This window comes from Amycolatopsis coloradensis (assembly GCF_001953865.1).
Taxonomy (GTDB): Bacteria; Actinomycetota; Actinomycetes; order Mycobacteriales; family Pseudonocardiaceae; genus Amycolatopsis; species Amycolatopsis coloradensis.
On sequence record NZ_MQUQ01000005.1, the window covers coordinates 572,351 to 596,982 of the forward strand.

Genomic DNA, 24,632 nt, shown 5'->3' on the forward strand with positions numbered 1-24,632 from the left:
CGGCGCTCGCGCTGGTGGCCACCCTGCTCGCGAACGGCGAGGCGCGGGCCCGCTTTTTCGCCGAGGTGGACGGGCAGCCACTGGTCACGAGTGAAGTCGCCGCGTTCAGGTTGTTCGCGATGGCTCTAGCCCTCTGGTGCGTGACCCGCAGTTCGGCGTCGGCTGGCTCCTCATCCTGCTCCCGGCGACCGCGACCCTCGTGCTGGCGCTGCTCCCGCAGACGGCGCGCTGGCCGGCGGCCGAGAAGCAGCCCGCGATGGCCATGCCGCCGCAGAACTCCGGGTATCCGCCCGCTCCCGGCCCGCAGCAGGGCCCGCCGCCCGGACAGTGGTGAGTTCGCTCCCAGCCGCTGGGAACTCGCGGTGGTGGTCGTACCCTGGACGGTATGGCCGACGACTACTCTCTGCTGGGCTTCGAGACACGCGCGATCCACGCCGGGCAGACCCCTGATCCCCGGACCGGCGCGGTCATCGTGCCGATCTACCAGACCTCAACCTATGCGCAGGACGGCGTCGGCGGCACGCGCGAAGGCGACTACGAATACTCCCGCACCGCGAACCCCACGCGCACCGCGTTGGAGGTCGCGCTCGCGGCGCTCGAAGGCGCCCGGCACGGTCTCGCCTACTCGTCGGGAATGGCGGCCAGTGACGTCCTGCTGCGGGCGACCCTGCGCCCCGGTGACCACCTCGTGCTCGGCAACGACGCGTACGGCGGCACGTTCCGGCTGATCGACAAGGTGCTCAGCCTGTGGGGTGTCGAGCACACCGTCGCCGACCTGGGGAACATCGCCGAGGTCCGGGCGGCGATCCGGCCGGAGACGAAGCTGATCTGGTGCGAGTCGCCGACCAACCCGATGCTGGGGATCGCCGACATCGCCGCGCTGGCCGAGGTCGCCCACGGCGCCGGCGCCCGCTTGGTCGTCGACAACACCTTCGCCACCCCTTACTTGCAGAACCCGCTTTCGCTGGGTGCCGACGTCGTCCTGCACTCGACGACCAAGTACCTCGGCGGGCACTCCGACGTCGTCGGCGGCGCGATCCTGACCAACGAGGACGAACTGCGCGAGCAGCTGTTCTACCTGCGCAACGCGGCGGGCGCGGTGCCCGGCCCGTTCGACGCGTGGCTGACCCTGCGCGGGATCAAGACGCTCGCGCTGCGGATGGAGCGGCACAGCGACAACGCCGAACTGATCGCCCGCATGCTGCTGAAGCACCCGAAGGTCGAGCGCGTCTACTACCCGGGCCTGCCGGAGCACCCCGGCCACGAGATCGCGTCGAAGCAGATGCGGCGGTTCGGCGGGATGATCTCGTTCACCCACGTCGATGGCGAACAAGCCGCGCTCGACGTCGCCTCGAAGACGAAGCTGTTCATCCTCGCCGAGTCGCTGGGCGGGATCGAATCGCTCATCGAGCACCCGGGCCGGATGACCCACGCGAGCACCGCCGGATCCACGCTGGAGGTGCCGGACAACCTGCTGCGCCTGTCCGTCGGCATCGAGGACGGCAGCGACCTGGTCGACGATCTGGCCAAGGCCCTGGGCTGACCGCCGCCGAGCCCAGAGAGGAAGCAAGGGACCTTTGCTATCGTTAGCGTACCCACGCTAACCAAGTGGCAGCAAAGGTCCCTTGCTCCTTTCGCGCTGGTCAGCGCAGTGTGGTGGGAGGAATTGCCCCGGTTACGGGCGGAAGTTGCCGGGCGTGACGCCGGCCTTCGCGTCCGCCTCGTGCGAGGTCCCCTGCGGCGCGGCGGGCAGTTCGGAACCGTCGACGCAGCCGCCGACGAGTTCGATGTGGTTGTCATGCCGGATGTACTGGCCCGGGTCCACGCAACCGGCGCGATCGACCGTGTAGACGGCGGCGCCGGTCAGCAGCGCGGCCGAAGTGAGGGCCAGGACGACCGGGAGCATCCCGGCGGAGCGGGTCGCCCGGACCCTGCCGATGTTCCCCCGTGCCATGCGCACTCCCTGGTCGCCTTCGCCGCCATCGTCAAGAGTACCCGGACGGTGAACTTGTCACGTGACTTATCCGTCAGGTGGCACCATCCGGCCAGTGAGCGGCCGGCTCAAGGCACCTGCCGGGTGTGCTGAGAAAGCGCGCGATGAAGGGGCCGTTCGTGAGTCGAGTCCTAAGTGGACGGTGGCCCGGTGATGGCGGCGACCGCGAGTTCGCGTTCGGGTTCGCCGACCTCCGGCACGGTGAACCGCAGTGCCCGGATGTGGGTGAGCAGTTCGGGATCGGGCGCCACGTCGTGCTCGCGCAGGTAGTAGGCGACCGCGCCCGGCCAGTACCAGCGGCCGTCCGTGCGGAAGTTCAGTGGTACCAACGGCTCCCGGTCGGGATCGAACGCGTCGGCGTCATAGGTCCGCGAAGCAAGGACGACCGGCGCGCCGTCGAGGTACTCCAGCACGCGGTCCCGCTCGGCGGAAGACAGTCGCTCACGGTTCACCACCGGACGGCCGGACTCGTCGAGACCGTCGTGGACGCGGGGTGAGCGCAGTCCTTCCGGTGCTTCGGCGCGCGGGGTGGCCACCAGCGGCCCGGCCACCGGCGCGGGGTCCAGCCCGGCTCGCTGCCGCAGCCACCGCGGGATGTTCTGCTCGGCCCGCGGGAAGAACCGGAGTTCGTCCTGGAAGCCGATCGGTGGCGGCGCCTGCCGCCACGGCGGCTCGACGTCCGGGAGGAAGTCCGTGCTGAGCACCGTCGCCGAGCCGTAGACCAGGATCGCGCTCAGCCAGGTCCCGCGACCGGGCTGGTACATCCCCGTACGCAGGTTTCCGAGCAGTTGCACGGCCTCCGGATTCGGCTGGACCGGTCGTGGCAGACCGTCCTGACCGGTGACGAGCAGGTCGACCTCGACATGCCTGCCCGCCGCCCGGTACTCGACGCGCATCTGCTGCCAGCCGGGCGGGAGCGGGGTCGCGAGGGCGTGACCGATCTGCCAGACGAGCTGCTGTTGCTGCTGCTGGGTCAACGGCGTCGGCTGGGTCATCGTCCGTCCTCAGTCGGTCTTGGCGCCGGAGGCGGCCAATCCACGCTTGAACCAGTCCGGCATGTACGCCTCGCCGCGGGGGAACCGTTCTTGCTCCAGAGCGAACTCGGCCGGTGCGGGGTACGGCTGGAAGTCGGGCTCGTTCTGCCAGTTGTACTGCGCGCGGAACCGCGACGGAGGCTCGATGACGAGCCTCGCCGAGAACCAGGTCCCTTCGCCTTCCTGGTACATCCCACCGCGCAGCCGCTGGAACATGCGCCACGTCTCGACGGACGGTTCCCACACCTGGTAGGTGCCGTTCGGGTCGAGCACGCCGACCGCGACGTCGATGTTCTTGCCGACCACCCGGTAGTCCAGCACCACCTCACGCCAGCCCGGCGGCAGGGCGCCGACCACCGACAAGGTGATCTCGCCCAGTAGCTCGTTCTGTGCGATGGGATCGAGCTGAGGCCATTGAGCCATCCGGTAAATCCTCCTCGTGGTCACCGCTGGAGTGGCGACGACCCATCATGGCACGGGGTTCAGGCCGGTGTTTCCCGTTCCTGCTCCAGTTGTGCGCCTTCGGCGACCAGGTTCCGCAACCACGGCGGGACGTGTTCCTCGTCGCGCGGGAACGCTTCCAGGTCGCGGGTGAAGGCGGTCGGGTGCAAGGGCGGCCACCATTTCGGATTCTCGTCGAAGGTGAACGAGAACTCGGGTGCCGCACCGGGCGTCATCACGAGCGTCGCCGAGAACCACGTTCCGCGACCTGGTTCGTACATCCGGGAGCGCAGCTCACGGAAGCCGTTCCGTACCTCGGCGGGCAGCTCGATGTCCCCGCTCCGGCCGTCGCCCAGCCGGATTTCCGTGGCGTAGTCGTAGGCCAGCACCGTCGCGGACACGGTGAGGCTGATCTTCGCCCAGCCCTCGGGCGCGGCCGCCCGCAGAGCCGAGGCGATGTCCTCGGTGAGCACGTCGGTCATTCGTTCGCTCCGTAGTGGGTGCGCGCGCCGTAGTTGACATCGGCGGGATCGTTCGGGAAGTCGCGTTGCTTGGTCACCCGCGACAGCTCGACCGGTTTCCCGTCGGGACCGGGCACGGGAATGCCCTGGTCGTCGACCTCGTACACGACCTCCTGCCAGCGCATGGTGACGTTCTCCGGAACGCCGTTGCTGTCGCCTTCGGTCCTGACCTGGTAGTTCTCGATCTCGTGGCCCGGCCGCTCGGCATAACGGCCGAGCTCGACCTCTTGGGCCCGCCAGGAAGCCTCGTGGACCCAGCCGTCCCGGTAGTTGCCGCTGTTCGAGGCAGCCATCTGGGGATGCATGTTGACGTACTCGCCGGGGCCACCCATCTCGTTGGCCGCGAGGTGACCGCCCGCCCAGCGAACGTGATCGAAATCGTCGGCGTACTCGGGATGGTTCGCGAAGGCGACCTTGCCCTCCTTGTTGGACCTGTCCTGCGAAGCCTGGTCCCGGAAGTCCTCGTTCTGTCCGCGGAAGGCCGGGTCGCCGGTCATGGCGGTCGGCCTCCCGTTCTGTCCGACCTCGAAGGTCCACGCCTTGCTCGGGTCGTGGAAGTTCGCGACCCGGTACTGCGTGCCCGGCTGCAACGGGTAGCGCAAATCGGGGTTGTGGAACGGCTTCTGGCCACCAGGGGTCGCCTCGACGTGCGTGACCTTGCCGTCGGCGTCGGTGAAGAACCGGCTGGTGGCACCGTTCTTGTACTCCACCTTGTACTCGGCGTTCCCCGCCAGTGGCTTTTCGCCGCGCAGTGCCTGCGGGACCCCTTCGGGGTCCAGCTTGCGGTTCCTGGTGCGCGGCTCGACGTCGTCGATGACCTTGGGCGAGTCGATCGGATCGTGCCCACCCGGCCGGTCCCGCTGCCCGGTGAATTCGGAGTCGTCCCGGCGGTTCCAATCGGCGAAACGCTCGTTGAACTCCGGCGAGTCGCGGTTGATCGTCCGGGGCCGCGGAACGTCGTCGTAGGGCGGGTGGCCGGCGTCGTCACCGTCGCCGCGGCTCTGGGCGCTGTCGGCGTCCACGTCCTGCTTGTCCGCGTGCGACGTGTCGGGTGTGAAGCCGTCGTCGCTCGCCCGGTGGGCGGTGCCGTCGGGGCTGTGGACGTCCCATTCGCCGTTCGGCGGGATCTTCGGGCGGGGACGGCCGTCGGGGCCGATCTCGTAGTCGGACGAGAAGACGCGCCCGTTCGAGTCGGTCCACGCCGGCTTGCTCGGCGCCATGACCTCGGTGTCGAGTTCCCGCGACAGACGGCGCGCGAAATCGTTCGAGCCCGCGTCGCAGCCGATCAGCCGGATCGGGCGGCCGTCGTAGTCCCCGTTGCGGCGCAGGATGTCCGCGAACTCCTCCGGGGTGTACGTGCGGTTGCCGATGCGGGCGTGCCCGTCCGGCGTGACGTGCACGTCGACCGTGTAGCGGCCGTCCGGGTCCGGGTGGACCCGGTGCGGCAGATCGCCCATGTCCGCGTCTCCGCGGTGATACGAACTGCCCGCGGGGGTGCCTTCGGAATGCCGCTGATTGACCTCGTCCGGCGTCAGCGGACGGTCCGGCTCGCCGTCGGGGCCGCGGTCGTGCGGTGAACCGTCGGAGCGGTGCGGATCCTGGCGCGGGCCGTGCCCGTCGGGACCGTGACCGTCCGGCGAACGCGGCGGGCCGGTGTGACCACCGGGACCGCGGCCGCCGGGGCCGGTGTTGCCGGGACCCGCGCCGCCTGGCCGGTTGCCGGGGCCATGGGTGCCGGACGTGCCGGTGTGCGGCTGGGCGCCGGGGCCGAAGTCGTTGCCACGGGCGACGGGCTGCGGCTGGTTCGGCCGCCCGCCGGGGCCGGTCTGGCCGGGACCACGGCTGGGGCCGGTGTAGGTGTCGGGACCGCGCGGGGTGTGCGTGTCCGGGGTGCGCGGCGAGCCGGGCGTGCCCGTCCAGCCGCCGCCTTGCCTTCCGCCGGGCGAACCCGGGGAGCCGCCCGGAGCGCCTTGGGGCGGTATTCCGCCCGCGACCGGCTGACCCTGCGGCGGAACGCCGGGAGAGCCGTCGCCGCCGGTGCCGCCGCGCTGCGACGGGACGTGCGAGGGTCCGGCGTCACCGAGACGCGGTGCGGTGGGCGCCGTTCCGCTGGTCGTCGTGCCGCTGTCGGTAGGCCGCGTGGGGCTGCCGTCGCCGCCGCCGTGGTCACCGGGCGACGGGTCGGACCGCGGGGTGGGCGAACCGCCGCCGTCACCGCCGTGCGTCCGGGGTGAGCCGCCGCCGTCGCCGGTGTGACTGGGGGAGCCACCGCTGTCGGTCCGGGTGTGCGGCGCAGGGGAGCCGCTGTCCGGTGTGTGGCTGGGCGAGCCGCCGGTGTCGGTCCGGGTGTGCGGGGCTGGAGATCCGCTGTCCGGGGTGTGGTTCGGCGAACCGCCGGTGTCGGCCCGAGTGTGGGGAGCCGGAGAACCGCTGTCCGGTGTGTGGCTGGGGGAACCGCCGCTGTCGGTCCGGGTGTGCGGCGCAGGGGAGCCGCTGTCGGGTGTGTGGCTCGGCGAGCCGCCGCTGTCCGTACGGGCAGGGCTCGGTGAGCCGCCGTCGGGCGCACGGTTCGGAGTTCCGGAATCGCCAGGGGATCCGCTGTCGGACCGGGTGTGCGGAGCCGGGCTGTCGGTGCGGGCGGTGCTGGGGGAACCACCACCGTCCGGCGAGTTGCCGAGGTTTCCGTCCGAAGTGGACGGTGAGTCGCCATCGCCGGTACGGCTGGGAGATCCGTCGCCGTCCCTTGTGGACGGTGAGCCACCGCCGTCGCCACCGCGAGTGGTGGTGCCTGACGGAGTGCCGCCGGAATCGCCGTTGGAGCCCGAATCGCCCGAGCCCGAATCATTCGAACCCGAGTCACTCGAGCCGTCACCGGAGCGGCCGGAGTCACCGGAACCACTCGAGTCGCCGTCGGAGCCGTTCGAGCCGGTGGAACCGTCACCGTCCGGGCCGTCCCCGGATCCCGTGCCGCCACCGTCGGGTCCGCCGGACCCGCCGCCGCGGCCACCGGGCTGGACGAAGCCGCCGGCCTTGATGTTCTTGGGGTTGAGCGCGTCGAGTCCGGTGATCTTGCCCGCGATCTTGCCGAAGATCTTGATGATCTTCTCGAAGACGTCGACCAGCTTGCCGAGCAACGGCGAGACCCGCCGCATCGCGTCGCACAGTTCCTTGAGCTTGTCGGCGATCTTCGCGGCCCACTTGGCGATCGCGGTGACGGCCTGCGCGACCACGATCGGCGTGCCGAAACCGAGGGAGAACACCGTCTCCATGACCCACGCGATGAGCTTGCCGACGGCGTCCGCGATCAGCTGGCGGATGAACTCACGGACGAAGGCGACGATCTCGCCGAAGATCATCACGACGGTGCTGATCCCGCCCGCGACCGTCGCCGCCGCGCTGATCGCCTCCGCCTGCTCCGCGGCCTGCTTGCGGTACTGGTCGGCGGCGTCGCCGGTCCAGCCGGAAGTGCCGTTCTTGACCTTGTTCGCCAGGTCGACCTGGGTGTCTTCCAGCTTCTTGGCGACGTTGCCCCAGGTCTCGGAGTACGACTGGATCACCGGCGGATCGCCTGCCACCGCGTCCAGCATGTCCTTCAGCGGCTGCATGTGTTCCATCAGGAACGACGCCACCGACGACATCAGGTAGCCGAACGGGTCGATCGCGGCGCTGGCGATCTCGCCCGCGAGGCTCAGCACACCGAGCCCGCCGCCCACCCAGTCGCCGTTCGAGATGCCGTTGAAGGCGTCCATGGCCGACTCGGCGACGCCGATGCCCGCCGCGTAACCGTATTCGCTGTTCCCGGCCGTCAGCGGCCCCGGGCCGTCGCCGTCTGTCGGTGCCTTCGCGACGAGCGGATTCCCCTCGGGCATCAGTCAGGCACCTGCGCCTTCTTGAATTCCGCGGCGAAGTTCTCGTCCTGCGTCTGGTAGGCGTTGGACGCCGAGCGCACGTTGTTCGCCACGGCGGTCGCTGCCTCGACGGCCTTGTTCAGCGCGTTGATGCCGAACTCCTCCACCGGGTCGAGCATCATCCGGAACGGCTGGCAGATGATGCCGTACGCGTCGGTCGGCATGCTCACCTGCTGCGCGGCGTCGACCGCCGTGCGCAGACCGTCGGCGATGCCGTCGATCTGCTTGGCGTGCGCGTCGAGGTCGGCGCCGAGCTCGTAACCTTTGCCTGCCATGGTTTCTCCCCTCTACCAGGCCGGATGAACGTCTAAGAAAGGATGCTGCCGCCGAAGTCGTCATCGTCGTCGTCCCGCGTGCGGCGCCGCCGCGGGATCGGCTTCGGCTGCGGCGGGTTCGCCTGCGCCGGCGGCGAGGGATCTTCCTCCTCCGGGCCGAAGCGGTGGTGCCGCTCGGGCGCCGGCGGAGCGAGGTCCTCCTCCGGGGGTGCTTCCGGGAAGGTGCTCTGGGCCTCCGCGATCACGCGGCTCGCCGTCTCGTCGCCTGCGCCGACCGTCTCGGCCATCGCCGCCTGCAGCAGTTCCGGGATCCGTGACTGCGCGAGCTGCACGAGCCGCATGACCTGCGACGAGACCTCGGCCATCCGCTTGCCGCTCGCGGCTTCGGAGATGACGAGATTCGTGAGCAGGCCCTTCGAATCGATCGTCACTTCGATGGTGTTGTCCTTCGACCGCTCCGTCACGGTCTGCCCCTGCATGCGGGCGGCCATCGCCTGATAGCGCGCGGCGGTCTCCTGGATCTGCTTCGTCCAGTTGTCCACCATCTGTTCGCTGGCGTCGACGTTGTCCGGCATCGGGGCCCTTCCACAAGCTGCATGCTGACGTAAACACACTGACGATCCGAAGACACGACCGGTTCCGGTGCGCTCGAAGTTTAGTGCTCGTCCGGTGTATCACCCCGGGCCGACAAAGTCGGAACCATCACGTAGCGAAAGGGCCCCTCACCGCACAAAGTGCGATGAAGAGCCCTTTCACGCCCTGCGAACTGCCGGGTCAGAGGTCGCCGCGGCGCCGCGCTGATGGCGCCTCGCCGTCAGAGATTGCCTCGGCGCTCCTGTTCGCGCTCGATGGCCTCGAACAGGGCCTTGAAGTTGCCCTTGCCGAAGCCGAGCGAACCGTGCCGCTCGATGAGCTCGTAGAACACCGTCGGGCGGTCGCCGATCGGCTTGGTGAAGATCTGCAGCAGGTAGCCGTCCTCGTCCCGGTCGACCAGGATGCGGTGCTCCTTGAGCTTCTCGATCGGCACCCGGACCTCGCCGATCCGCGCACGCAGCTCCGGGTCGTCGTAGTAGGAGTCCGGGGTGTCGAGGAACTCGACGCCCGCCGCGCGCATCGCCTTCACCGTGGCGATGATGTCGTTGGTGGCCAGCGCGATGTGCTGGCAGCCCGCGCCGCCGTAGAACTCGAGGTACTCGTCGATCTGCGACTTCTTCTTCGCGATCGCCGGCTCGTTGAGCGGGAACTTGACGCGGTGGTTGCCGTTGGAGACGACCTTGCTCATCAGGGCCGAGTACTCGGTCGCGATGTCGTCACCGACGAACTCCGCCATGTTCACGAAGCCCATGACGCGGTGGTACCAGTCGACCCAGTAGTCCATCTTGCCGAGTTCGACGTTGCCGACACAGTGGTCGACGGCCTGGAACAGCCGCTTCGGCGCGCCCTCGGGGCGGACGATCTTGCTCTCGCGCGGCTCGTAGCCCGGCAGGTAGACGCCGGTGTACTTCGACCGGTCGATCAGCGTGTGGCGGGTCTCGCCGTAGGTCGCGATCGCGGCGATACGCACGGTGCCGTGCTCGTCGGAGACGTCGTGCGGCTCCTCGAGGACGGTGGCGCCCTGCGCGCGGGCGTGGTCGATGCAGCGGTCGACGTCGGCGACCTCGAGCGCGAGGTCGATGACGCCGTCGCCGTGGCGGCGGTGGTGGTCCAGCAGCGAGGAGTCGGGCTTGACGCCACCGGTGATCACGAAGCGGGCCGAGCCGGACTTCAGCACGAACGACTTGCGTTCGAAGTCGCCGGTCTCGGGACCGGAGTACGCGATGAGCTGCATACCGAACGCGACCTGGTAGAACCAGGCGGTCTGCGTGGCGTTGCCCGCGATGAACACCACCGCGTCCATCGACTTCACCGGGAACGGGTCGGTCGAAGAGTCGTGGTCGACGAGCCCGACGAGCTGACGCAGCTGGTCGTAGCTCACGTCGTCAAGAGCACCCTGGGGTTCCACTGTGTGCGTCATGTCATGAAGCATCCGAGCGCGTGACAAAATGCGCAATGGTCAAAGATTTCGCTGCACACTATGCCCAGTGAAGCCCGCGATGGCGCGGTCATAGTGGACAACCTGTGTAGGAGGTAGGCGCGATGTCGGAAGCACTCGACGCGCTGGACGCGCGGCTGCTGCTGTTGCTCACCGACTCGCCGCGGCTCGGCGTGCTCGAATGCGCGCGCCGCCTCGGCGTCGCGCGGGGCACCGTGCAGGCTCGGCTGGACCGGCTGACCGAACGTGGGATCCTCGGCGGTTTCCCGCCCGAACTCGACCTCGCGGCGATGGGATACGGCCTCACCGCGTTCGCCGTCCTGGAGATCGCCCAAGGCCGCCGGGCCGAGGTCGCGGAGGCGCTGTCGGCGATCGACGAGGTGTGCGAGGTCTACGCGACGACAGGCCAAGGCGACCTCTTCGTGCGGATGGTGGCGCGCAACAACGACGACCTGCAACGGGTGGTGGACGAGGTGGTCGGCGCGCCGTACGTGCGGCGGACGTCGACGTCGATCGCGTTGTCGACGCCGGTTCCGCCGCGCGTACGGCCGCTGCTGGAACGGCTGGCGCGGAGCTAGCGCACCTGGTGCAGGTACCGCGCCGCCGACCGCTGGACGGCCTCGTGCCCGCCGGTGCGGATGATCGCGTCCCACCAAGCGCCGTAGATCGCCTCGAACTCGTACGGTTCCAGCAGTTCGGCCGCGCGCCGGACGACCTCCGGGCGCTCCGGGATGAGGTTCGGGTAGCTGTACATCATGCCGACGAACCGGCGGTCCGGGATGACCTGGAGGATATCGCCCGAGAGCAGCGCGCCGAGGCCGTTCTCCCCGCCGGGCCAGTGCAGCACCGTCCCGCCGTCGAAATGCACGCCGAGGTTGATCAGCCGCAGGCCGGGGGCGACGTCGAGGGTCACCCCGCTCCACAGCTTGATCGCGGGATCCGGCCTGCCGATCCACTGCCGGTCGCCCTCGTGCAGGTAGATGGGCGCGTCGAAGGCGTGGGCCCACTCGACCATGGTGGTGTAGTAGTGCGGATGGCTGATCGCGATGCCGGTGATCCCGCCGAGTGCACGGACCCTCGCGACGAGGTCGTCGTCGATGAAGCCCGCGCAGTCCCACAGGAAGTTGCCGGATCCGGCCTTGACCAGCAGCGCCCGCTCGCCGATGGCGAAGTTGGGTGTGGACCCGACTCCGACGAGGCCGGGTCCCTGCTCCTCGACGCGGGCCGTGTACGTCCCGCTCGCGCGAACGGTGTTCAAATCGGTCCACCGCTGTCCGGCCTGCGGGATGTACTGACGTTCGTCTTCGCAGATCGGGCAGTCGGACCGGGGTTCCGCGTACTGCATGCCACAGGCGACGCAGATCGGTAGCTCGCTCATGATCCCTCCAGGTTGATCCGGAGGTCACGCTAACGGCTCATCCGCGCGCCCGGCCATGTCGGGCCGGGCGCGCGCGGAGGCTTATTTGCCGGTGTAGGGCACGGCCTTGACGAGCGTCACTTTCTGGATGTTGCCGTTGGGCAGTTCGTATTCCCGGGTCTCACCCTCCTTGGCGCCGAGCAGCGCCTTCCCGAGCGGGGATTCCGGGGAGTAGACGTCCAGATCGCCTTCGGTGCCTTCTTCACGGGTCGCCAAGAGGAAGTTCTCGTCGACGTCGTCACCGTCGTAGCGCACGGTGAGGACCTTTCCGGGACCGGCGCTGCCGTCGTTGGCGGGCGCCTCACCCACCTTGGCCGAACGGAGGAGTTCCTGGAGGTGGCGGATGCGGGCTTCGTGCTGGCCCTGCTCTTCGCGCGCGGCGTGGTAGCCACCGTTCTCCTTGAGGTCACCCTCCTCCCGGCTGTCGTTGATCTTCGCAGCGATGACCGGGCGGAGCTCGATGTAGTGGTCGAGTTCCTGCTTGAGTTTGTCGTAGGCATCCTGGGTCAGCCAGGTCACCTTGGTGTCGCTCACGGTCACCATCTCCTCGTAGGGGCCTGCCAGGCTTGGGTGTACAAGCCGGCCGCCAGACCGGCATGGCGTGCCGACCTGGTTGAGATAAAGGAAAAACACGGCCCGTCTCGGGCCGTGCCGGTAGATCAGAGTAACACGGCGCGCGACAGCGCCGCCGGTCATTTCGGTCGCGCCTCGGCGTTGGGCGCCCGTTTCACCCCGTTGGCCGCTATGGCCTTGACAGGTACCGTGGTACATCGTATGAGCATCCGAAGATATCAGCCGTGACCGGCTTTCCGATGCTCTTGATGGTGGTAGTCACCCTGCTGTTCTTCGAACCAGGCTGAATCAGGACCTCTTTGCGCCCGCTTTCGGCTCCGGCCTTGTCGCGGACCCGGACGACGCACACTCCGGGACGGTTCACGTCGTCCCTGGTCACGTTGATCGTGATCTCCATCGCGTCGCCCGGCTTCTCGTCGAACGAGACGCGTTCGCCTTCGATGGGCGCGCCGCCGAAGTTCGTGTACATCACGTAGGCGATACCGCCGCTGACCAGCAGTGCGATCACCAGGTACAGCACCCGCCGCCAGCGGGCGGGCCGCGCGGCGCGGGTCTTGCCGTAGCGGCTCTCGAGCAGGTCCGTCCGGGTGCTTTCCGCGGTGGGAGCATCCTGTCCCGTGCTCAACCCGGGCCTCCCGGTTGGTGTCGTCGTGCTCGCAGGGACAATGAAGTCGTATGCGAGTGGTCCCCCTCGAGTATCCGCGCCCGGTCGCGCGGGCCGTCAGGCAGGGTCGTGGGGGAATAGGGAACGAGAAGGGGACGTTCGGAGCATGGTGCTAGCCGATGAACCGCCGAAGTCACGCCTCCGCCTGATGGCGGTGCACGCGCACCCTGACGACGAGTCGAGCAAGGGTGCCGCCACTCTGGCCAGGTACGCCGCCGAAGGGCACGAGGTCATGGTCGTGACCTGTACCGGCGGCGAGGCGGGCAGTGTGCTGAACCCGGCCATGGACCGTCCCGACGTACTGGCCAACATGACCGACATCCGCCGGGAGGAGATGGCCCGCGCGGCCAAGATCCTCGGCGTGAGCCACGTGTGGCTCGGGTTCCTCGACTCGGGCCTGCCCGAGGGCGACCCGCTGCCCCCGGTCCCGGAGGGCTCGTTCGCGGTCATCCCGCTCGAAGAGTCGACCGGCGCGCTGGTGAAGGTCATCCGCGAGTTCCGCCCGCACGTGATCGTCACCTACGACGAGAACGGCGGGTACCCGCACCCCGACCACATCCGGACGCACGAGATCTCGGTCGCGGCCTTCGACGCCGCCGGCGAGGCGGAGCGCTACCCGGACGAGGGCGAGCCGTGGCAGCCGTTGAAGCTGTACTACGTGCACGGGTTCTCACGCGCCAGGATGACCGTGTTCCACGAGGGCCTGCTCGCGCGCGGGCTGGAGTCGCCGTACGAGGAATGGCTCAAGTCGTGGGACCCGGAGAAGGCCGACGTCATGGAGCGGGTGACCACCCGCGTCGAGTGCGGCGACTACTTCGAGCAGCGTGACGAGGCCCTCAAGGCACACGCCACCCAGATCGACCCGAACAGCCGCTGGTTCGCCGTCCCGCGTGACCTGCAGCGCGAGGTCTGGCCGACCGAGGAGTACGAGCTGGTCCGCTCACTGGTGGACAGCACCCTGCCGGAGGACGATCTGTTCGCCGGTTTGAAGGAGGGCTAGATGAGTTTCGTGGTGCCGGCGTTCGCCGTCGTCCCGGTGACGGCTGCGTCGCAGTTCCTGGCGCAGCAGCCCGGCAACGGCGACAACGGCGGCCAAGGTGAGGATTTCGGCAAGTCGTCACCGGTGGGTTTCCTGATCCTGATCCTGTTCTTGATCGCCGTCGCGCTGCTGGTGCGGTCGATGACCAAGCACTTGAAGCGGCTCCCGGAGAGCTTCGACGAGCCGGCCGCTTCGGAGGCTTCCGCTGACGAAGCTTCCGAGAAGGCTGTCGCCGACGCGCCCGCGGAGCCCGCCGCGAAGGCGAAGAAATCCGACTGAGCGTTTCTTCGGCCGAGCCGAGCTTGGATCGGTGGTCCTGACTTCGGCATGCGACCCTGGGCTCATGTCGAACCGCCTGAAGGCCGCGACCAGCCCGTACCTGCTTCAGCACGCCGACAACCCGGTGGACTGGTGGCCCTGGGGTGAAGAAGCGCTGGCCGAGGCGAAGCGGCGGAACGTGCCGATCCTGCTTTCGGTCGGTTACGCGGCCTGCCATTGGTGCCACGTCATGGCGCACGAGTCGTTCGAGAACGAAGCCACCGCGACGCTGATGAACGCGAACTTCGTCAACATCAAGGTCGATCGTGAAGAGCGCCCGGACATCGACTCGGTGTACATGGCGGCCACGCAGGCGATGACCGGCCAGGGTGGCTGGCCGATGACGTGTTTCCTGACGCCGGAGGGTGAGCCGTTCCATTGCGGCACCTACTATCCGCCGTCGCCGCGGCCGGGGATGCCGTCGTTCTCGCAATTGCTGGTCGCGGTCGCCGAAGCCTGGGGTGAGCGCCCGGGGGAACTGCGTTCCGGCGCCCAGCAGATCATCGCCCACCTCACGGAGAGGAGCGGCCCGCTGCCGGAGTCCGCTGTGGACGGTGCCGCGCTGGACGGGGCGGTCTCGGCGCTGCGCAAGGAATACGACGCCGAGACCGGCGGTTTCGGGGGAGCGCCGAAGTTCCCGCCGACGATGGCGTTGACCTTCCTGCTCCGTCACCACGAGCGCACCGGATCCGATCTCGGCCCGGTCGAGCACACCGCCGAGGCGATGGCGCTGGGCGGCCTCAACGACCAGCTCGCGGGCGGATTCGCGCGCTACTCGGTCGACGCCCGCTGGGAAGTGCCGCACTTCGAGAAGATGTTGTACGACAACGGTTTGCTTTTGCGTTTCTATGCTCAGTTCCAGGGCGTGACCGGGCACGAGTACGCCCGCCGGACGGTCGAGGAGACCGCGGAATTCCTGCTGCGCGACCTCGGGACGGCCGAAGGCGGGTTCGCCGCTTCGCTCGACGCGGACACCGACGGCGTCGAGGGGCTCACCTATGTCTGGACGCCCGCGCAGCTCGTCGAAGTGCTCGGAGAGGAAGACGGCGCTTGGGCGGCCGAGCTGTTCCAGGTGACCGAGCGCGGCAACTTCGAGCACGGTGCCTCGACGCTGAGGCTGCGTGAACCGCACCCCTCGGATGGTGAACGCCACGAACGGGTCCGGCGGGCGCTGCTGACCGCTCGCGACGGACGTCCTCAGCCCGCCCGTGACGACAAGGTCATCGCCGCCTGGAACGGGCTCGCGATCGGCGCGCTGGCCAAGGCCGGTTCCCGGCTCGGCCGTCCACGGTGGATCGACGCGGCCACCCGTGCGGCGGCTTTCCTGATGGACAGCCATTTCGTGGACGGACGACTGCGCCGGACCTCGCGCGACGGCGTCGTCGGCACGACCGCCGGAGTGCTGGAGGACTACTCGTGCCTCGCCGAAGGGTTGCTCGAACTCCACCAGGCGACCGGGGAGCCGCGCTGGCTCGCCGACGCGATCACGCTGCTGGACCTCGCCCTGGCTCATTTCGGCGTTCCGGACTCACCGGGCGCCTACTACGACACGGCCGACGACGCGGAAGTCCTGGTACAGCGGCCTTCCGACCCGACCGACAACGCGAGTCCGTCGGGGGCCTCGGCGCTGGCGAACGCGTTGCTGACCGCGTCCGTGCTGGCCGGGCACGACCAGGTGGGCCGCTACCGCGAGGCGGCCGAACGGGCGCTGGCCCGCGCGGGACGGCTCGCCGCCCACGCGCCGAGGTTCGCCGGGCACTGGCTTTCGGTCGCCGAAGCCGCCGCCGCGGGGCCGGTCCAGGTCGCCGTGGTCGGACCGGACGCCGCCTCACGGGAGGAGCTGCTGGCCGCGGCCGTCGCGTCGCTGCCGGACGGCGCCGTCGTCGTGAGCGGGATTCCGGACGCGGACGGCGTGCCGCTGCTCGCCGACCGTCCGCCGGCCGGAGGAGCGGCCGCCGCGTACGTGTGCCGCGGCTACGTGTGCGAGCGCCCGGTCACCACCGCCGAGGAGCTGCGCTCTCAGCTCACCAGTCCCACGCCATAGGCTTCGTGGACGTCGACGGAGCACTCGTCACCGGGCCGTCCGGGGTGTGGCCGCCCGCCGCGGCCGGCGCGACCACCGCCAGTTGAGCCGCTCCGAACAGGAGAGCGCCGATCAGGATTTTCTTCAGCATGCCGTTTCCCTTCCCCGAGAATCACTGAAGGGGATACGTCCGCGCAGGTCATCAGGTTGCCCCTGATTACGCCGGAGGAGAACACGCCTGAATCTCGGCCGTTGCGAGCGTAGCGTTGTAATCATGTAATCGCGGAGGCGAGCATGTACACCTACTTCAGGGCGGAGAGACAGATGGGACGCGGTGGCTGGAAAGGCCGGGGCGGCTGGCAGCAGGCGGAGATCCCGTCGGCGGACGACGCGGGCGCGTGGTTCGGCGGGCGGCTCCCGGAGGGGTGGTTCACCGGGGATCCCGAGGTCACGGTGGATCGCGAGGAGATCGTCATCGTCGGCGAACTCCCGCCACTCACCGGCGAATACGCCGACGACGCCGCCCGTGCGGCGGCCGAGGACGGCCGGATCAGCCGGTTCCGCGAGGAGACCCGAGACGAGCGGATCGAGATCGCGCGCCAGGCCGAGCACCGGTATCAGCGCAAGGTCGCCTGGGGCGCGAGCCTCGGCGGCACGCGGCACCTGTTCACCACGCATTCGGCGCCGGTCATGACCAGGCTGCGGCAACCGGAACGCCTGGTCCTCGACACCCTCGTCGACGCGGGCGTCGCGCGGTCGCGGTCGGAGGCGCTGGCGTGGGCAGTCCGGCTGGTCGGGCAGCACGCGGACACCTGGCTCGCCGAGCTCCGGGAGGCGATGACCAAGGTCGACGATCTCCGCTCACAGGGACCGGACCTTTCCTGAAGCCGCGGTCCGGCCCTGGACGAGTGATTCCGTGAAGGTCGTGTGAAGTGCGCCCCCGAGGAAGGACGACCTCGGCATAGGGGCATACGGCAGCCAATCGGACGGTTCGACTCGCATGGTGTCCTCTGGGGACAGTCACTGAGCTTCGCGTGATTTGCGCGGAATCAACCGTCTGGAGCCAGCGGCGCTCAAAGTCCGAGGGTTGCCCAACTCACACGTCCGTGGCCCGCGGGTGAGCGATTGCCGCTTCGACGGCGTCGCGAACACGGAGAACGCCCTGAAACACGTCGATGACCTGTGCTTCGAGAACACCACGATCAACGGGGAACCGGTCTGATTCGTCCTGCGCTCCTCGATGCGGTGCGGCAGGCTGGGCGCAGACCGCACCGCATCGGAGGAATCGTGGACACACCAGGACTTCCCGCGAAGATCGACCCGGACGCGCTGACCACCGTCCTCGATGGACGGTGGGCCGAACTGCGTCGCGCGGTGCGCGCGCAGATGGCCGCGGAGGACTTCAAGGACCCTGTCGACCTCGACGTCGAAGCGCACCGCGCACAGGTCCTCGAGTGGCTTCGCCTGCTGGCCCGCACCGACCGGCCGGGGCTCGGTTTCGACCCGGCGTTCGGCGGTGGCGGTGACGTCGGCGGCTCGGTGACGTCGTTCGAGATGCTGGGCTTCGGCGACCTCTCGCTGATGGTCAAGGCCGGGGTCCAATGGGGCCTGTTCGGCGGCGCCGTGCAGCTGCTCGGCACCGAGCGCCACCACGAGCGCTATCTGCGCGGGATCAAGGATCTGGACCTGCTGGGCTGCTTCGCGATGACCGAACACGGCCACGGCTCGGACGTCCAGCACCTGCGGACCACCGCGACCTACGACCCGGACACGCGTGAGTTCGTCGTGCACACGCCGGATCGCGGCGCGATGAAGGAGTACATCGGCAACGCCGCCCGCGACGGCGAACTCGCGGTCGTGTTCGCGCAGCTGATCACCGGCGGCGAGTCGCGCGGCGTGCACGCGTTCGTGGTGCCGATCCGCGGCGAGAACGTGAGCGGCGTCGAGATCGAGGATTGCGGGCGCAAGGCCGGTCTCAACGGCGTCGACAACGGGCGGCTCACTTTCACCCAGGTGAGGGTTCCGCGTGAGGCACTGCTCAACCGGTTCGGTGATGTCGCCGAGGACGGGACGTACACGAGCCCGATCGAAAGCGACGGCCGCCGGTTCTTCACCATGCTCGGCACGCTCATCCGCGGCCGGGTCAGCGTCGCGGGAAGCGCCGGCAGCGCGACGAAACGCGCGCTGGCGCTGGCCGTCCGGTACGGCGAGCAGCGGCGGCAGTTCGCGCGGCCCGAGGGCGAGGAGGTCGTGATCCTCGACTACCGCGCCCACCAGCGGAAACTGTTGCCGGCGCTGGCGACGTCCTACGCGCTGCACTTCGCGCAGGAAGCGCTTGTCGCGAAGCTTCACGACATCGCGGAGGACGCGCCGGAGGAGGAGCAGCGCGAGCTGGAATCGCGGGCGGCCGGGATCAAGGCCGTCTCGACGTGGCACGCGACGGCGACCATCCAGACCGCTCGCGAGGCGTGCGGCGGCTCCGGGTACCTCTCGGAGAACCTGCTCGCCGGGCTGAAGGCCGACACAGACGTCTTCACCACCTTCGAGGGCGACAACACCGTGCTGCTCCAGCTGGTCGCGAAGGGCCTGCTGACCAGCTACAAGGACCATTTCGAAGACCTGAGCCCGCTCGCGACCGCGCGGTTCGTGGCGGAGCAGTTCGTCGAGGCCGTGATCGAACGGACGTCCGCGCGCAAGGTCGTCGAGCGGCTCACCGACGCTGACGACAGCGACGTGCTGTACTCGCGCGAGTGGCACCTGAAGCTCTTCGAAGACCGCGAAGAGCACGTACTCGGCGGAGTCGCGCAGCGCCTGCGTAAAGCCGCGTCGGATCCCTTCGGTGTCTTCAATGACGCCCAGGACCACGTGTTGCGTGCCGGGCGGGTGCACGTCGATCGGGTGGTGCTGGAGGCGTTCATCGACGCTATCGAGCGCTGTGCCGACGCGGAGGCGCGCGAGCTGCTTGAGCGGGTCTGCGACCTCTACGCGCTCGCGAACATCGAGGCGGATCGGGGCTGGTTCCTCGAACACGGGCGCCTGACCTCCGGGCGCTCGAAGGCCGTCACCGCGGCGGTGAACACGCTGTGCGCCGACCTGCGTCCGCACGCGCGGACACTCGTGGACGCCTTCGCTATCCCCGAGCAGTACCTAGCGGCTCCGATGCTGCGGGACTGACCACCGCCCGCTGCTCGGCGAGTTCGGCTCGCAACGCCTTGACTTCGCGGGTCAGCTCGTCGAGATGCTCGCGGGTGACGGCCTGCGCGTTCTCGTCGGCCTCGGTCACCCGGCGGATCAGCCACGACGCCAGGGTCGCGGTGACCACGCCGAGCAGGGCGATCCCGGCCACCATCAACCCGACCGCGACGACGCGGCCGGTGCCGCTGACGGGATAGCGGTCGCCGTAGCCGACCGTGGTGATCGTCGTGATCGACCACCACACCGCGTCCGGGAAGTCGGTGATCGGCGCGTCCGGCGCCGCCCGTTCGGCGTCGAGCACGGCGAGTGCCGAACAGAACACGATGAGCGCCGTCGCGCCCACCGTGTAGACCACGACCCGGCCCCGCAGCGAGAGGCCCGCGTTGCGGTTGAGGACGTTGAGCACCATGACCAGCCGGAGCAGCCGCAGCTGCCGGATCAGCGGGAGCATGATGATCAGCAGGTCGAAGATGGTGTTCTTCAGGAAGTCCCGTTTGTCCTTGGCGTGCTTGAGGCGGACGCCGTAGTCCAGGGCGAAGACCGCCCAGGAGAGCCAGGTGACCACCTCGCACCAGACCTTGCCGGTGTGCCCGAGCGAGGGTTGGAGGATCGGCCACGCGTAGGCGGCCAAGAACAGTACGGCGGCGGCGTTGAGCGGCCACTCCATCCGCTTTTCCCACATCGGGCGTCTCCTCACCTGGCCTTTTCCAGGTGCGTACGTTAAGCGATGTCGAGCGCGGTTCCATAGAGTTTCCCGGTTTTGAGGGTGATGAAAAGCCTGCGCTCGTCCGGGTCCTCCGGTGTTCGAACGACTTCGGAGAGTTCCGCTTCTCCTTCCACGACCGCGAAGGTCCAGTGATCGGCGCTGGAGACGTAGAGGGACGCGTGCGGATTGTTGCGGATCTGCCTGACCTTGAGGCGATCTTCGGTCGTGCTGATCCGGATCTCGCGGGTCTCGGGATTCCAGTCGTAGACGACGGTGGAGAGGTGCGGGCGGCCGTCGCGCTTGAGGGTCGCGAGGGCGCCGAAGGTGTGTTCGGCGAGGAAGTCACTGAGGGCGGCGTCGTCTAGTGGGCGGGGCGGTGCGTTCTTGGCCATGGTGGCGATCTTGGCCTGTGTTCCGGGACTTGCGGAAGAAGGCACTTTCTTGTGCCAGAGGGAACACGCGTGTGTCTCTCCTGGTCACTCAGCCGAACGGTTGATCCGCTTTTCCACCCTGCCCTCCTCCGTCCGGTTGAGGTGCCCGCGTCGCGATCCCGCGACGATGAACGCATGGGGAACACGATGAACGAGCTGAGTCGACGCGGGCTGCTTGCCGGTGCCGGAGCCGTGGCCGTCAGCGCGACGGTCGGCGGCGTCGCCGACGCGGAACTTCACGAACCCGGTGCGGTGACGGTCCGTCCCGGCGACTCCCGTTACGACGGTTTGGTGCGTGCCAACAACTTCCGTTTCGTGGGGAAGCCCGACGAGGTGCGCCTGACCGGATCGACCGGCCAGGTCGTCCGCGCGGTGTCGGACGCCGTGCGGTCAGGCCGGCGGATCGCGGTGCGCAGCGGCGGGCACTGCTTCGAGAACCTCACCGCCGATCCGGCGGCGCGGACGCTGATCGATCTGTCGCGAATGGACGCCGTCGGCTACGACTCCGCGCGACGCGCCTTCTTCGTCGAGCCCGGCGCGACCCTCGGGCAGGTGTACAGGACCCTCGGGCGCGGTTGGGGCGTGACGATCCCGGCGGGAGGCTGTCCCGAAGTCGGCGCGGGCGGGCACATCGCCGGTGGCGGGTACGGCCCGCTGTCGCGGCGGTACGGGGCCGTGGTCGATCACCTGGAAGCCGTCGAGGTGGTCGTGGCCGATCAGCCGGGCGTCCGTGCCGTGGTGGCCTCCCGAGACCAGAACCACGACCTGTGGTGGGCGCACACCGGCGGCGGCGGGGGCAACTTCGGCGTGGTGACCCGCTACTGGCTGCGTTCGCCCGGCGCCACCGGCACCGACCCGTCCCGTCTGCTGCCGCCGCAACCACGGGAGATGCTGACCTGCCTCGCCGTCTGGAACTGGGACGATCAGGCGTTCACCGAAATCGTCGGGAATTTCGGCGCCTGGATGGAACGCAACAGCGCCCCTGGCTCACCGAGCACCGGCCTGTACCCGATCCTGCACCTGAAGCACCGCGACACCGGCACCCTCGAACTCACCGTTCAAGCCGATGCGGACCTCCCCGGCGTGGATCGGCTGGTGACCGGCCTCGTCACCGCGCTCGGCGTCGAGCCCGCGTACACCTACCGGTACAAGGCGCCGTGGTCACACGCGACGACCTGGCCCGGCCTCGGGCAACCCGGTGATGTGGCGACGCGGCGGTACAAGATCAAGGCCGCGTACCTGCGCCGGTCGTTCACGCCGGCCCAGCTCGCGACGATCCACCGGCACTTGAGCGAGGCCACGACGGTGCGGGGCGGGATTCAGGTCATCGGTTACGGAGGCCAGGTCGCCGCCGTCGCTCCCGAGGCGACCGCGATCGCGCAGCGCGGGGCGATCATGAAGGCCGTCTACAGCTCACTGTGGCTGGAACCGTCGGATGACGCGGCGAATCTGTCCTGGGTGCGTGAGTTGTACCGGGACGTCTACTCCGCGACCGGTGGGGTGCCGGTCGATGACGGCTCGTACATCAACTATCCCGACGTCGACCTGGCCGATCCGGCCTGGAACACGTCCGGAGTGCCTTGGTCGACGTTGTACTACCAGGGGAACTATCCGCGTTTGCGGCGGGTGAAGGCGCGGTGGGATCCGCGGAACGTCTTCACGCACGCGCTGGGGATCGAGTTGCTGTCGGGCACTTGACGCGATTCGGGCGACCCCGATGGGAGGCAAGTGAGGATTGGTGACTGCGGTTGCTGAACGCTGCCGACCACAGCGGCAACTCGGCTGTGGTGCGGCTGATCGGCCTAAGCGACGACGATCAACTTCGGGACTGGCTCACCAGCGGCTGGACGGTTGATTCCGTGAAAATCATGTGCAGCTCAATGAGGTGCTGTGACTGTCCGTAGAGGCGCTTCGCGCGTGGAAGCGTCCTTGGTTCACGCTGAAGGACGTCCTCGCTCGAGATGCACTTCACGCGACCTTCACGGAATCACTCATCTAGGCGTACATCGCCAGCCAGATCGCGATGTAGTGCGAGACAGCCGCGAGAACCGTGCAGGCGTGGAAGTACTCGTGGTACCCGAACGTGTCCGGGAAGTGGTTCGGCCACTTCACCGCGTAGAACACCGCGCCCAGTGTGTAGAACAGCCCACCGACGCAGAGCAGTACGAGCGCCGCGATCCCGGCGTGCGCGCCCAGTTCGGGAAGGACGAAGACGGCGACCCAGCCGAGTGCGATGTAGATCGGCACGCCCAGCCACCGTGGCGCGTTCGGCCACAGCATCTTCAGGGTGACGCCGCCGATCGCGCCGCCCCACACGATCGCGAGCACGATGTACCCGGTCGGCTGCGACATCGCCAGAAGGGCGAACGGCGTGTAAGTGCCGGCGATGAACAGGAAGATCATCGAGTGGTCGGCGCGCTTCATCCATTCGTATGCCCGTGGGCTCCACAAACGACGGTGGTAGAGCGCGCTCACGCCGAAGAGGCCCAGTACGGTCAGGCCGTAGACCGAAGTGGACAAAACGGCGATGGGCGACACAGTGGACGCCGCGAGGCTGATGAGGGCCGCGGCTCCGGCGACGGCGCCGAAGAAGGACCAGAAGTGAAGGTGGCCCCGCAGGCGAGGACGTGTGTCCACCAAGGGCGTGGGGCCGGACGGCTGGGGTTCGGTCTCTACGCTCACTCTCTCAGGTTACGGCACCGTAGGTTTTTTGCCAGTGTCCGTGGCGCGTCCCACTGGGGCCCGCGGGGTGACTACCCTCCACTGGCGTGAGTCTTCGGTCCTTCTTGTCAGACGTCGTGTACAGCGCCTACGGCAGGCGCCTGATCCAGCAGGCCAAGGGGCGTCATCCACGCCACATCGCCATCATGCTGGACGGCAACCGCCGCTGGGCGCGCGAAGCGGGCTTCACCGACGTCGCCGACGGCCACCGGGCCGGCGCCAAGAAGATCGCCGACTTCCTGAGCTGGTGCAACGAGGCCGACGTCGAGGTCGTCACCATGTGGCTGCTCTCGACCGACAACCTCGGCCGCGCGGCCGAGGAACTCAGTCCCCTGCTGAAGATCATCACCGACGTCACCGACGAGCTCGCCGCGCCGCACACGCCGTGGCGGCTCCGCATCGTGGGAGCCCTTGACCTGTTGCCCCCGGAGGTCGCGAAGGCCCTCAGCGCGGCCGCGGAACGCACCGAAGGGCGTTCCGGGATGGAGGTCAACGTCGCGGTCGGTTACGGAGGGCGTCAGGAGATCGCCGACGCGGTCCGCAAACTTCTGCTCCAGCACGCCGACGAAGGCACCTCGATCCGCGAGCTCGCGAAGATTTTGGACGTCGACCATATTTCCGAACACATGTACACCTCGGGTCAGCCGGATCCGGATCTGATCATCCGTACCTCGGGTGAGCAGCGGCTTTCCGGATTTCTGCTCTGGCAATCGGCGCATTCGGAATTCTGGTTCACCGAAGCTTATTGGCCCGCGTTCCGCCGGGTCGATTTCCTGCGTGCCATGCGTGATTACGCCTGGCGTCACCGGCGCTTCGGTTCCTGAGGTGCCTGACCTCGGACAAGACGAAGGCCCCGGAGTGCACTTCCGGGGCCTTCGTCGTAGACGCTGAAGATCAGTGGTGGTGGTGCTCCAGCGGGTGGAGAATCAGAGCCGGGGTGGTGGCGATGCCCGTGTGGGTGCCGGCGACCAGCGAAGGGGCGCCATAGCCCAGCGCGCCACCGCCCTCGATGAAGGTGTTGTTAGCGTTACCGAACGTGGGGTCCGGATTACCGGTGGTGTCACCGGTCGCGGCGAACGCGGTTCCGCCGACCATCATGAGACCCGCGGCGACGGCGAGAACGAAACCGGCCTTTTTCGGCTCTGCGCACACTCCTTGGTAGAGATATTCAGGTGAACGGGGCACGGAATCCGGTGGGTGTGTCCCGCGGTGAGAAAAGTACTCGCTTCACCGGGACGGTGACCATCTCGTCAGCCCATTGTGTGGGGCGAGAAAGGTGCCTTTCACTCAGTACGGTTCTCTGTCTCTGACGCAAAGGCGCTCCGCTACCCAATGTGGTAG

The 24,632-nt window shown here is 68.6% G+C and carries 27 protein-coding genes; 11 read left to right on the forward strand and 16 right to left on the reverse strand.

All coding sequences use genetic code 11. The annotated features are described in order from the left end of the window. Window positions 1-136 precede the first annotated feature (136 nt). Window positions 137-334 (forward strand): hypothetical protein, encoded by a 198-nt coding sequence (locus tag BS329_RS12285; RefSeq protein ID WP_076159506.1) that lies wholly within the window; start codon window positions 137-139, stop codon window positions 332-334. A 51-nt stretch (window positions 335-385) separates the two neighbouring features. Next, entirely contained in the window at window positions 386-1,543 is a 1,158-nt protein-coding gene (locus BS329_RS12290; RefSeq protein ID WP_076159509.1) for a cystathionine gamma-synthase, read from the forward strand. A gap of 132 nt (window positions 1,544-1,675) precedes the next feature. Here BS329_RS12290 and BS329_RS12295 read toward each other — a convergent pair whose 3' ends face one another. The 8 genes from BS329_RS12295 to hppD all read right to left on the reverse strand — a co-directional run bounded on the left by BS329_RS12295 (window position 1,676) and on the right by hppD (window position 10,186). Then, entirely contained in the window at window positions 1,676-1,954 is a 279-nt protein-coding gene (locus tag BS329_RS12295; RefSeq protein ID WP_076159512.1) for a hypothetical protein, read from the reverse strand. 170 nt (window positions 1,955-2,124) lie between these two features. Continuing rightward, entirely contained in the window at window positions 2,125-2,988 is an 864-nt protein-coding gene (locus BS329_RS12300; RefSeq protein ID WP_076159514.1) for a ferredoxin, read from the reverse strand. Between the two features lie 9 nt (window positions 2,989-2,997). Then, the gene (locus BS329_RS12305) at window positions 2,998-3,450 is read right to left on the reverse strand and encodes a hypothetical protein (RefSeq protein WP_076159517.1); all 453 of its coding nucleotides are present in this window, start codon (window positions 3,448-3,450) and stop codon (window positions 2,998-3,000) included. Window positions 3,451-3,509: 59 nt separating this feature from the next. After that, window positions 3,510-3,950 carry a hypothetical protein gene (locus BS329_RS12310; RefSeq protein ID WP_076159520.1) on the reverse strand — a complete coding sequence of 147 codons (441 nt, stop codon included), beginning with the start codon at window positions 3,948-3,950 and terminating at the stop codon, window positions 3,510-3,512. Next, window positions 3,947-7,858 carry a hypothetical protein gene (locus BS329_RS12315; protein ID WP_244197118.1) on the reverse strand — a complete coding sequence of 1,304 codons (3,912 nt, stop codon included), beginning with the start codon at window positions 7,856-7,858 and terminating at the stop codon, window positions 3,947-3,949. The genes BS329_RS12310 and BS329_RS12315 overlap by 4 nt, the downstream gene beginning before the upstream one ends. Then, entirely contained in the window at window positions 7,858-8,172 is a 315-nt protein-coding gene (locus BS329_RS12320; RefSeq protein ID WP_076159523.1) for a type VII secretion target, read from the reverse strand. The genes BS329_RS12315 and BS329_RS12320 overlap by 1 nt, the downstream gene beginning before the upstream one ends. A 32-nt stretch (window positions 8,173-8,204) precedes the next feature. Next, complete coding sequence (locus BS329_RS12325; protein WP_076159526.1) at window positions 8,205-8,747, reverse strand: YbaB/EbfC family nucleoid-associated protein; 543 nt, start codon at window positions 8,745-8,747, stop codon at window positions 8,205-8,207. A gap of 239 nt (window positions 8,748-8,986) precedes the next feature. Next, window positions 8,987-10,186, reverse strand: a complete 1,200-nt coding sequence (gene hppD, locus BS329_RS12330) for a 4-hydroxyphenylpyruvate dioxygenase (RefSeq protein WP_076160248.1) — start codon at window positions 10,184-10,186, stop codon at window positions 8,987-8,989. Between the two features lie 122 nt (window positions 10,187-10,308). Between hppD and BS329_RS12335 the strand changes: the two genes are divergently transcribed. Next, complete coding sequence (locus tag BS329_RS12335; RefSeq protein ID WP_034305441.1) at window positions 10,309-10,782, forward strand: Lrp/AsnC family transcriptional regulator; 474 nt, start codon at window positions 10,309-10,311, stop codon at window positions 10,780-10,782. On the opposite strand, the gene BS329_RS12340 is transcribed toward BS329_RS12335, so the two are convergent. The 3 genes from BS329_RS12340 to BS329_RS12350 all read right to left on the reverse strand — a co-directional run bounded on the left by BS329_RS12340 (window position 10,779) and on the right by BS329_RS12350 (window position 12,819). Continuing rightward, window positions 10,779-11,582: an MBL fold metallo-hydrolase gene (locus BS329_RS12340; RefSeq protein WP_076159529.1), complete on the reverse strand. Its 804-nt coding sequence runs from the start codon at window positions 11,580-11,582 to the stop codon at window positions 10,779-10,781. The two genes, BS329_RS12335 and BS329_RS12340, sit on opposite strands and share 4 nt — an antisense overlap. 81 nt (window positions 11,583-11,663) lie before the next feature. Continuing rightward, a complete protein-coding gene (gene greA, locus BS329_RS12345) occupies window positions 11,664-12,164 on the reverse strand; it encodes a transcription elongation factor GreA (RefSeq protein WP_020631458.1) in 501 nt (166 codons plus the stop codon). A gap of 199 nt (window positions 12,165-12,363) precedes the next feature. Next, window positions 12,364-12,819: a DUF4307 domain-containing protein gene (locus tag BS329_RS12350; RefSeq protein WP_076159531.1), complete on the reverse strand. Its 456-nt coding sequence runs from the start codon at window positions 12,817-12,819 to the stop codon at window positions 12,364-12,366. A gap of 145 nt (window positions 12,820-12,964) precedes the next feature. Between BS329_RS12350 and mca the strand changes: the two genes are divergently transcribed. The 3 genes from mca (at window position 12,965) to BS329_RS12365 (ending at window position 16,259) form a co-directional block, all read left to right on the forward strand. Then, on the forward strand, window positions 12,965-13,858 hold the full coding sequence (gene mca / locus BS329_RS12355) for a mycothiol conjugate amidase Mca (RefSeq protein ID WP_076159533.1): 894 nt from the start codon (window positions 12,965-12,967) through the stop codon (window positions 13,856-13,858). Beyond that, on the forward strand, window positions 13,859-14,176 hold the full coding sequence (locus BS329_RS12360; RefSeq protein ID WP_076159535.1) for a hypothetical protein: 318 nt from the start codon (window positions 13,859-13,861) through the stop codon (window positions 14,174-14,176). A gap of 64 nt (window positions 14,177-14,240) precedes the next feature. Continuing rightward, a complete protein-coding gene (locus tag BS329_RS12365; protein ID WP_076159538.1) occupies window positions 14,241-16,259 on the forward strand; it encodes a thioredoxin domain-containing protein in 2,019 nt (672 codons plus the stop codon). Here BS329_RS12365 and BS329_RS43320 read toward each other — a convergent pair. Next, on the reverse strand, window positions 16,240-16,389 hold the full coding sequence (locus BS329_RS43320) for a hypothetical protein (protein ID WP_158075774.1): 150 nt from the start codon (window positions 16,387-16,389) through the stop codon (window positions 16,240-16,242). The genes BS329_RS12365 and BS329_RS43320 overlap by 20 nt on opposite strands. Window positions 16,390-16,562: 173 nt before the next feature. Here BS329_RS43320 and BS329_RS12370 point away from each other — a divergent pair, with 173 nt between their 5' ends. The 3 genes from BS329_RS12370 to BS329_RS12380 all read left to right on the forward strand — a co-directional run bounded on the left by BS329_RS12370 (window position 16,563) and on the right by BS329_RS12380 (window position 19,412). Further along, complete coding sequence (locus tag BS329_RS12370) at window positions 16,563-17,123, forward strand: hypothetical protein (RefSeq protein ID WP_076159541.1); 561 nt, start codon at window positions 16,563-16,565, stop codon at window positions 17,121-17,123. Between the two features lie 202 nt (window positions 17,124-17,325). Beyond that, a complete protein-coding gene (locus BS329_RS45150; protein WP_279628145.1) occupies window positions 17,326-17,460 on the forward strand; it encodes a hypothetical protein in 135 nt (44 codons plus the stop codon). 65 nt (window positions 17,461-17,525) lie between these two features. Then, the gene (locus BS329_RS12380) at window positions 17,526-19,412 is read left to right on the forward strand and encodes an acyl-CoA dehydrogenase family protein (protein WP_076159547.1); all 1,887 of its coding nucleotides are present in this window, start codon (window positions 17,526-17,528) and stop codon (window positions 19,410-19,412) included. Here the strand turns inward: BS329_RS12380 and BS329_RS12385 are convergent. Next, a complete protein-coding gene (locus BS329_RS12385; RefSeq protein WP_076159549.1) occupies window positions 19,369-20,115 on the reverse strand; it encodes a potassium channel family protein in 747 nt (248 codons plus the stop codon). The two genes, BS329_RS12380 and BS329_RS12385, sit on opposite strands and share 44 nt — an antisense overlap. A gap of 38 nt (window positions 20,116-20,153) precedes the next feature. Next, window positions 20,154-20,531 (reverse strand): pyridoxamine 5'-phosphate oxidase family protein, encoded by a 378-nt coding sequence (locus BS329_RS12390; protein WP_076159551.1) that lies wholly within the window; start codon window positions 20,529-20,531, stop codon window positions 20,154-20,156. Window positions 20,532-20,705: 174 nt separating this feature from the next. On the opposite strand from BS329_RS12390, the gene BS329_RS12395 reads away from it, so the two are divergent. After that, window positions 20,706-22,268, forward strand: coding sequence for an FAD-binding oxidoreductase (locus tag BS329_RS12395; RefSeq protein ID WP_244197119.1), 1,563 nt, complete (start codon window positions 20,706-20,708; stop codon window positions 22,266-22,268). Window positions 22,269-22,565: 297 nt separating this feature from the next. Here BS329_RS12395 and trhA read toward each other — a convergent pair whose 3' ends face one another. Next, the gene (gene trhA / locus BS329_RS12400) at window positions 22,566-23,207 is read right to left on the reverse strand and encodes a PAQR family membrane homeostasis protein TrhA (protein ID WP_076159554.1); all 642 of its coding nucleotides are present in this window, start codon (window positions 23,205-23,207) and stop codon (window positions 22,566-22,568) included. A gap of 131 nt (window positions 23,208-23,338) precedes the next feature. Between trhA and BS329_RS12405 the strand changes: the two genes are divergently transcribed. After that, window positions 23,339-24,115: an isoprenyl transferase gene (locus BS329_RS12405; protein ID WP_037306485.1), complete on the forward strand. Its 777-nt coding sequence runs from the start codon at window positions 23,339-23,341 to the stop codon at window positions 24,113-24,115. 70 nt (window positions 24,116-24,185) lie between these two features. On the opposite strand, the gene BS329_RS12410 is transcribed toward BS329_RS12405, so the two are convergent. After that, the gene (locus tag BS329_RS12410; protein WP_244197120.1) at window positions 24,186-24,443 is read right to left on the reverse strand and encodes a hypothetical protein; all 258 of its coding nucleotides are present in this window, start codon (window positions 24,441-24,443) and stop codon (window positions 24,186-24,188) included. Window positions 24,444-24,632 lie beyond the last annotated feature (189 nt).

Bases quoted from the DNA above. Each gene is read 5' to 3' on its own strand.
- BS329_RS12290 (WP_076159509.1), top strand. From the start codon at position 386: ATGGCCGACGACTACTCTCTGCTGGGCTTCGAGACACGCGCGATCCAC.
- BS329_RS12295 (WP_076159512.1), bottom strand. From the start codon at position 1,954: ATGGCACGGGGGAACATCGGCAGGGTCCGGGCGACCCGCTCCGCCGGG.
- BS329_RS12300 (WP_076159514.1), bottom strand. From the start codon at position 2,988: ATGACCCAGCCGACGCCGTTGACCCAGCAGCAGCAACAGCAGCTCGTC.
- BS329_RS12305 (WP_076159517.1), bottom strand. From the start codon at position 3,450: ATGGCTCAATGGCCTCAGCTCGATCCCATCGCACAGAACGAGCTACTG.
- BS329_RS12310 (WP_076159520.1), bottom strand. From the start codon at position 3,950: ATGACCGACGTGCTCACCGAGGACATCGCCTCGGCTCTGCGGGCGGCC.
- BS329_RS12315 (WP_244197118.1), bottom strand. From the start codon at position 7,858: ATGCCCGAGGGGAATCCGCTCGTCGCGAAGGCACCGACAGACGGCGAC.
- BS329_RS12320 (WP_076159523.1), bottom strand. From the start codon at position 8,172: ATGGCAGGCAAAGGTTACGAGCTCGGCGCCGACCTCGACGCGCACGCC.
- BS329_RS12325 (WP_076159526.1), bottom strand. From the start codon at position 8,747: ATGCCGGACAACGTCGACGCCAGCGAACAGATGGTGGACAACTGGACG.
- hppD (WP_076160248.1), bottom strand. From the start codon at position 10,186: ATGACGCACACAGTGGAACCCCAGGGTGCTCTTGACGACGTGAGCTAC.
- BS329_RS12335 (WP_034305441.1), top strand. From the start codon at position 10,309: ATGTCGGAAGCACTCGACGCGCTGGACGCGCGGCTGCTGCTGTTGCTC.
- BS329_RS12340 (WP_076159529.1), bottom strand. From the start codon at position 11,582: ATGAGCGAGCTACCGATCTGCGTCGCCTGTGGCATGCAGTACGCGGAA.
- greA (WP_020631458.1), bottom strand. From the start codon at position 12,164: ATGGTGACCGTGAGCGACACCAAGGTGACCTGGCTGACCCAGGATGCC.
- mca (WP_076159533.1), top strand. From the start codon at position 12,965: ATGGTGCTAGCCGATGAACCGCCGAAGTCACGCCTCCGCCTGATGGCG.
- BS329_RS12360 (WP_076159535.1), top strand. From the start codon at position 13,859: ATGAGTTTCGTGGTGCCGGCGTTCGCCGTCGTCCCGGTGACGGCTGCG.
- BS329_RS12365 (WP_076159538.1), top strand. From the start codon at position 14,241: ATGTCGAACCGCCTGAAGGCCGCGACCAGCCCGTACCTGCTTCAGCAC.
- BS329_RS43320 (WP_158075774.1), bottom strand. From the start codon at position 16,389: ATGCTGAAGAAAATCCTGATCGGCGCTCTCCTGTTCGGAGCGGCTCAA.
- BS329_RS12370 (WP_076159541.1), top strand. From the start codon at position 16,563: ATGGGACGCGGTGGCTGGAAAGGCCGGGGCGGCTGGCAGCAGGCGGAG.
- BS329_RS12385 (WP_076159549.1), bottom strand. From the start codon at position 20,115: ATGTGGGAAAAGCGGATGGAGTGGCCGCTCAACGCCGCCGCCGTACTG.
- BS329_RS12390 (WP_076159551.1), bottom strand. From the start codon at position 20,531: ATGGCCAAGAACGCACCGCCCCGCCCACTAGACGACGCCGCCCTCAGT.
- BS329_RS12395 (WP_244197119.1), top strand. From the start codon at position 20,706: ATGGGGAACACGATGAACGAGCTGAGTCGACGCGGGCTGCTTGCCGGT.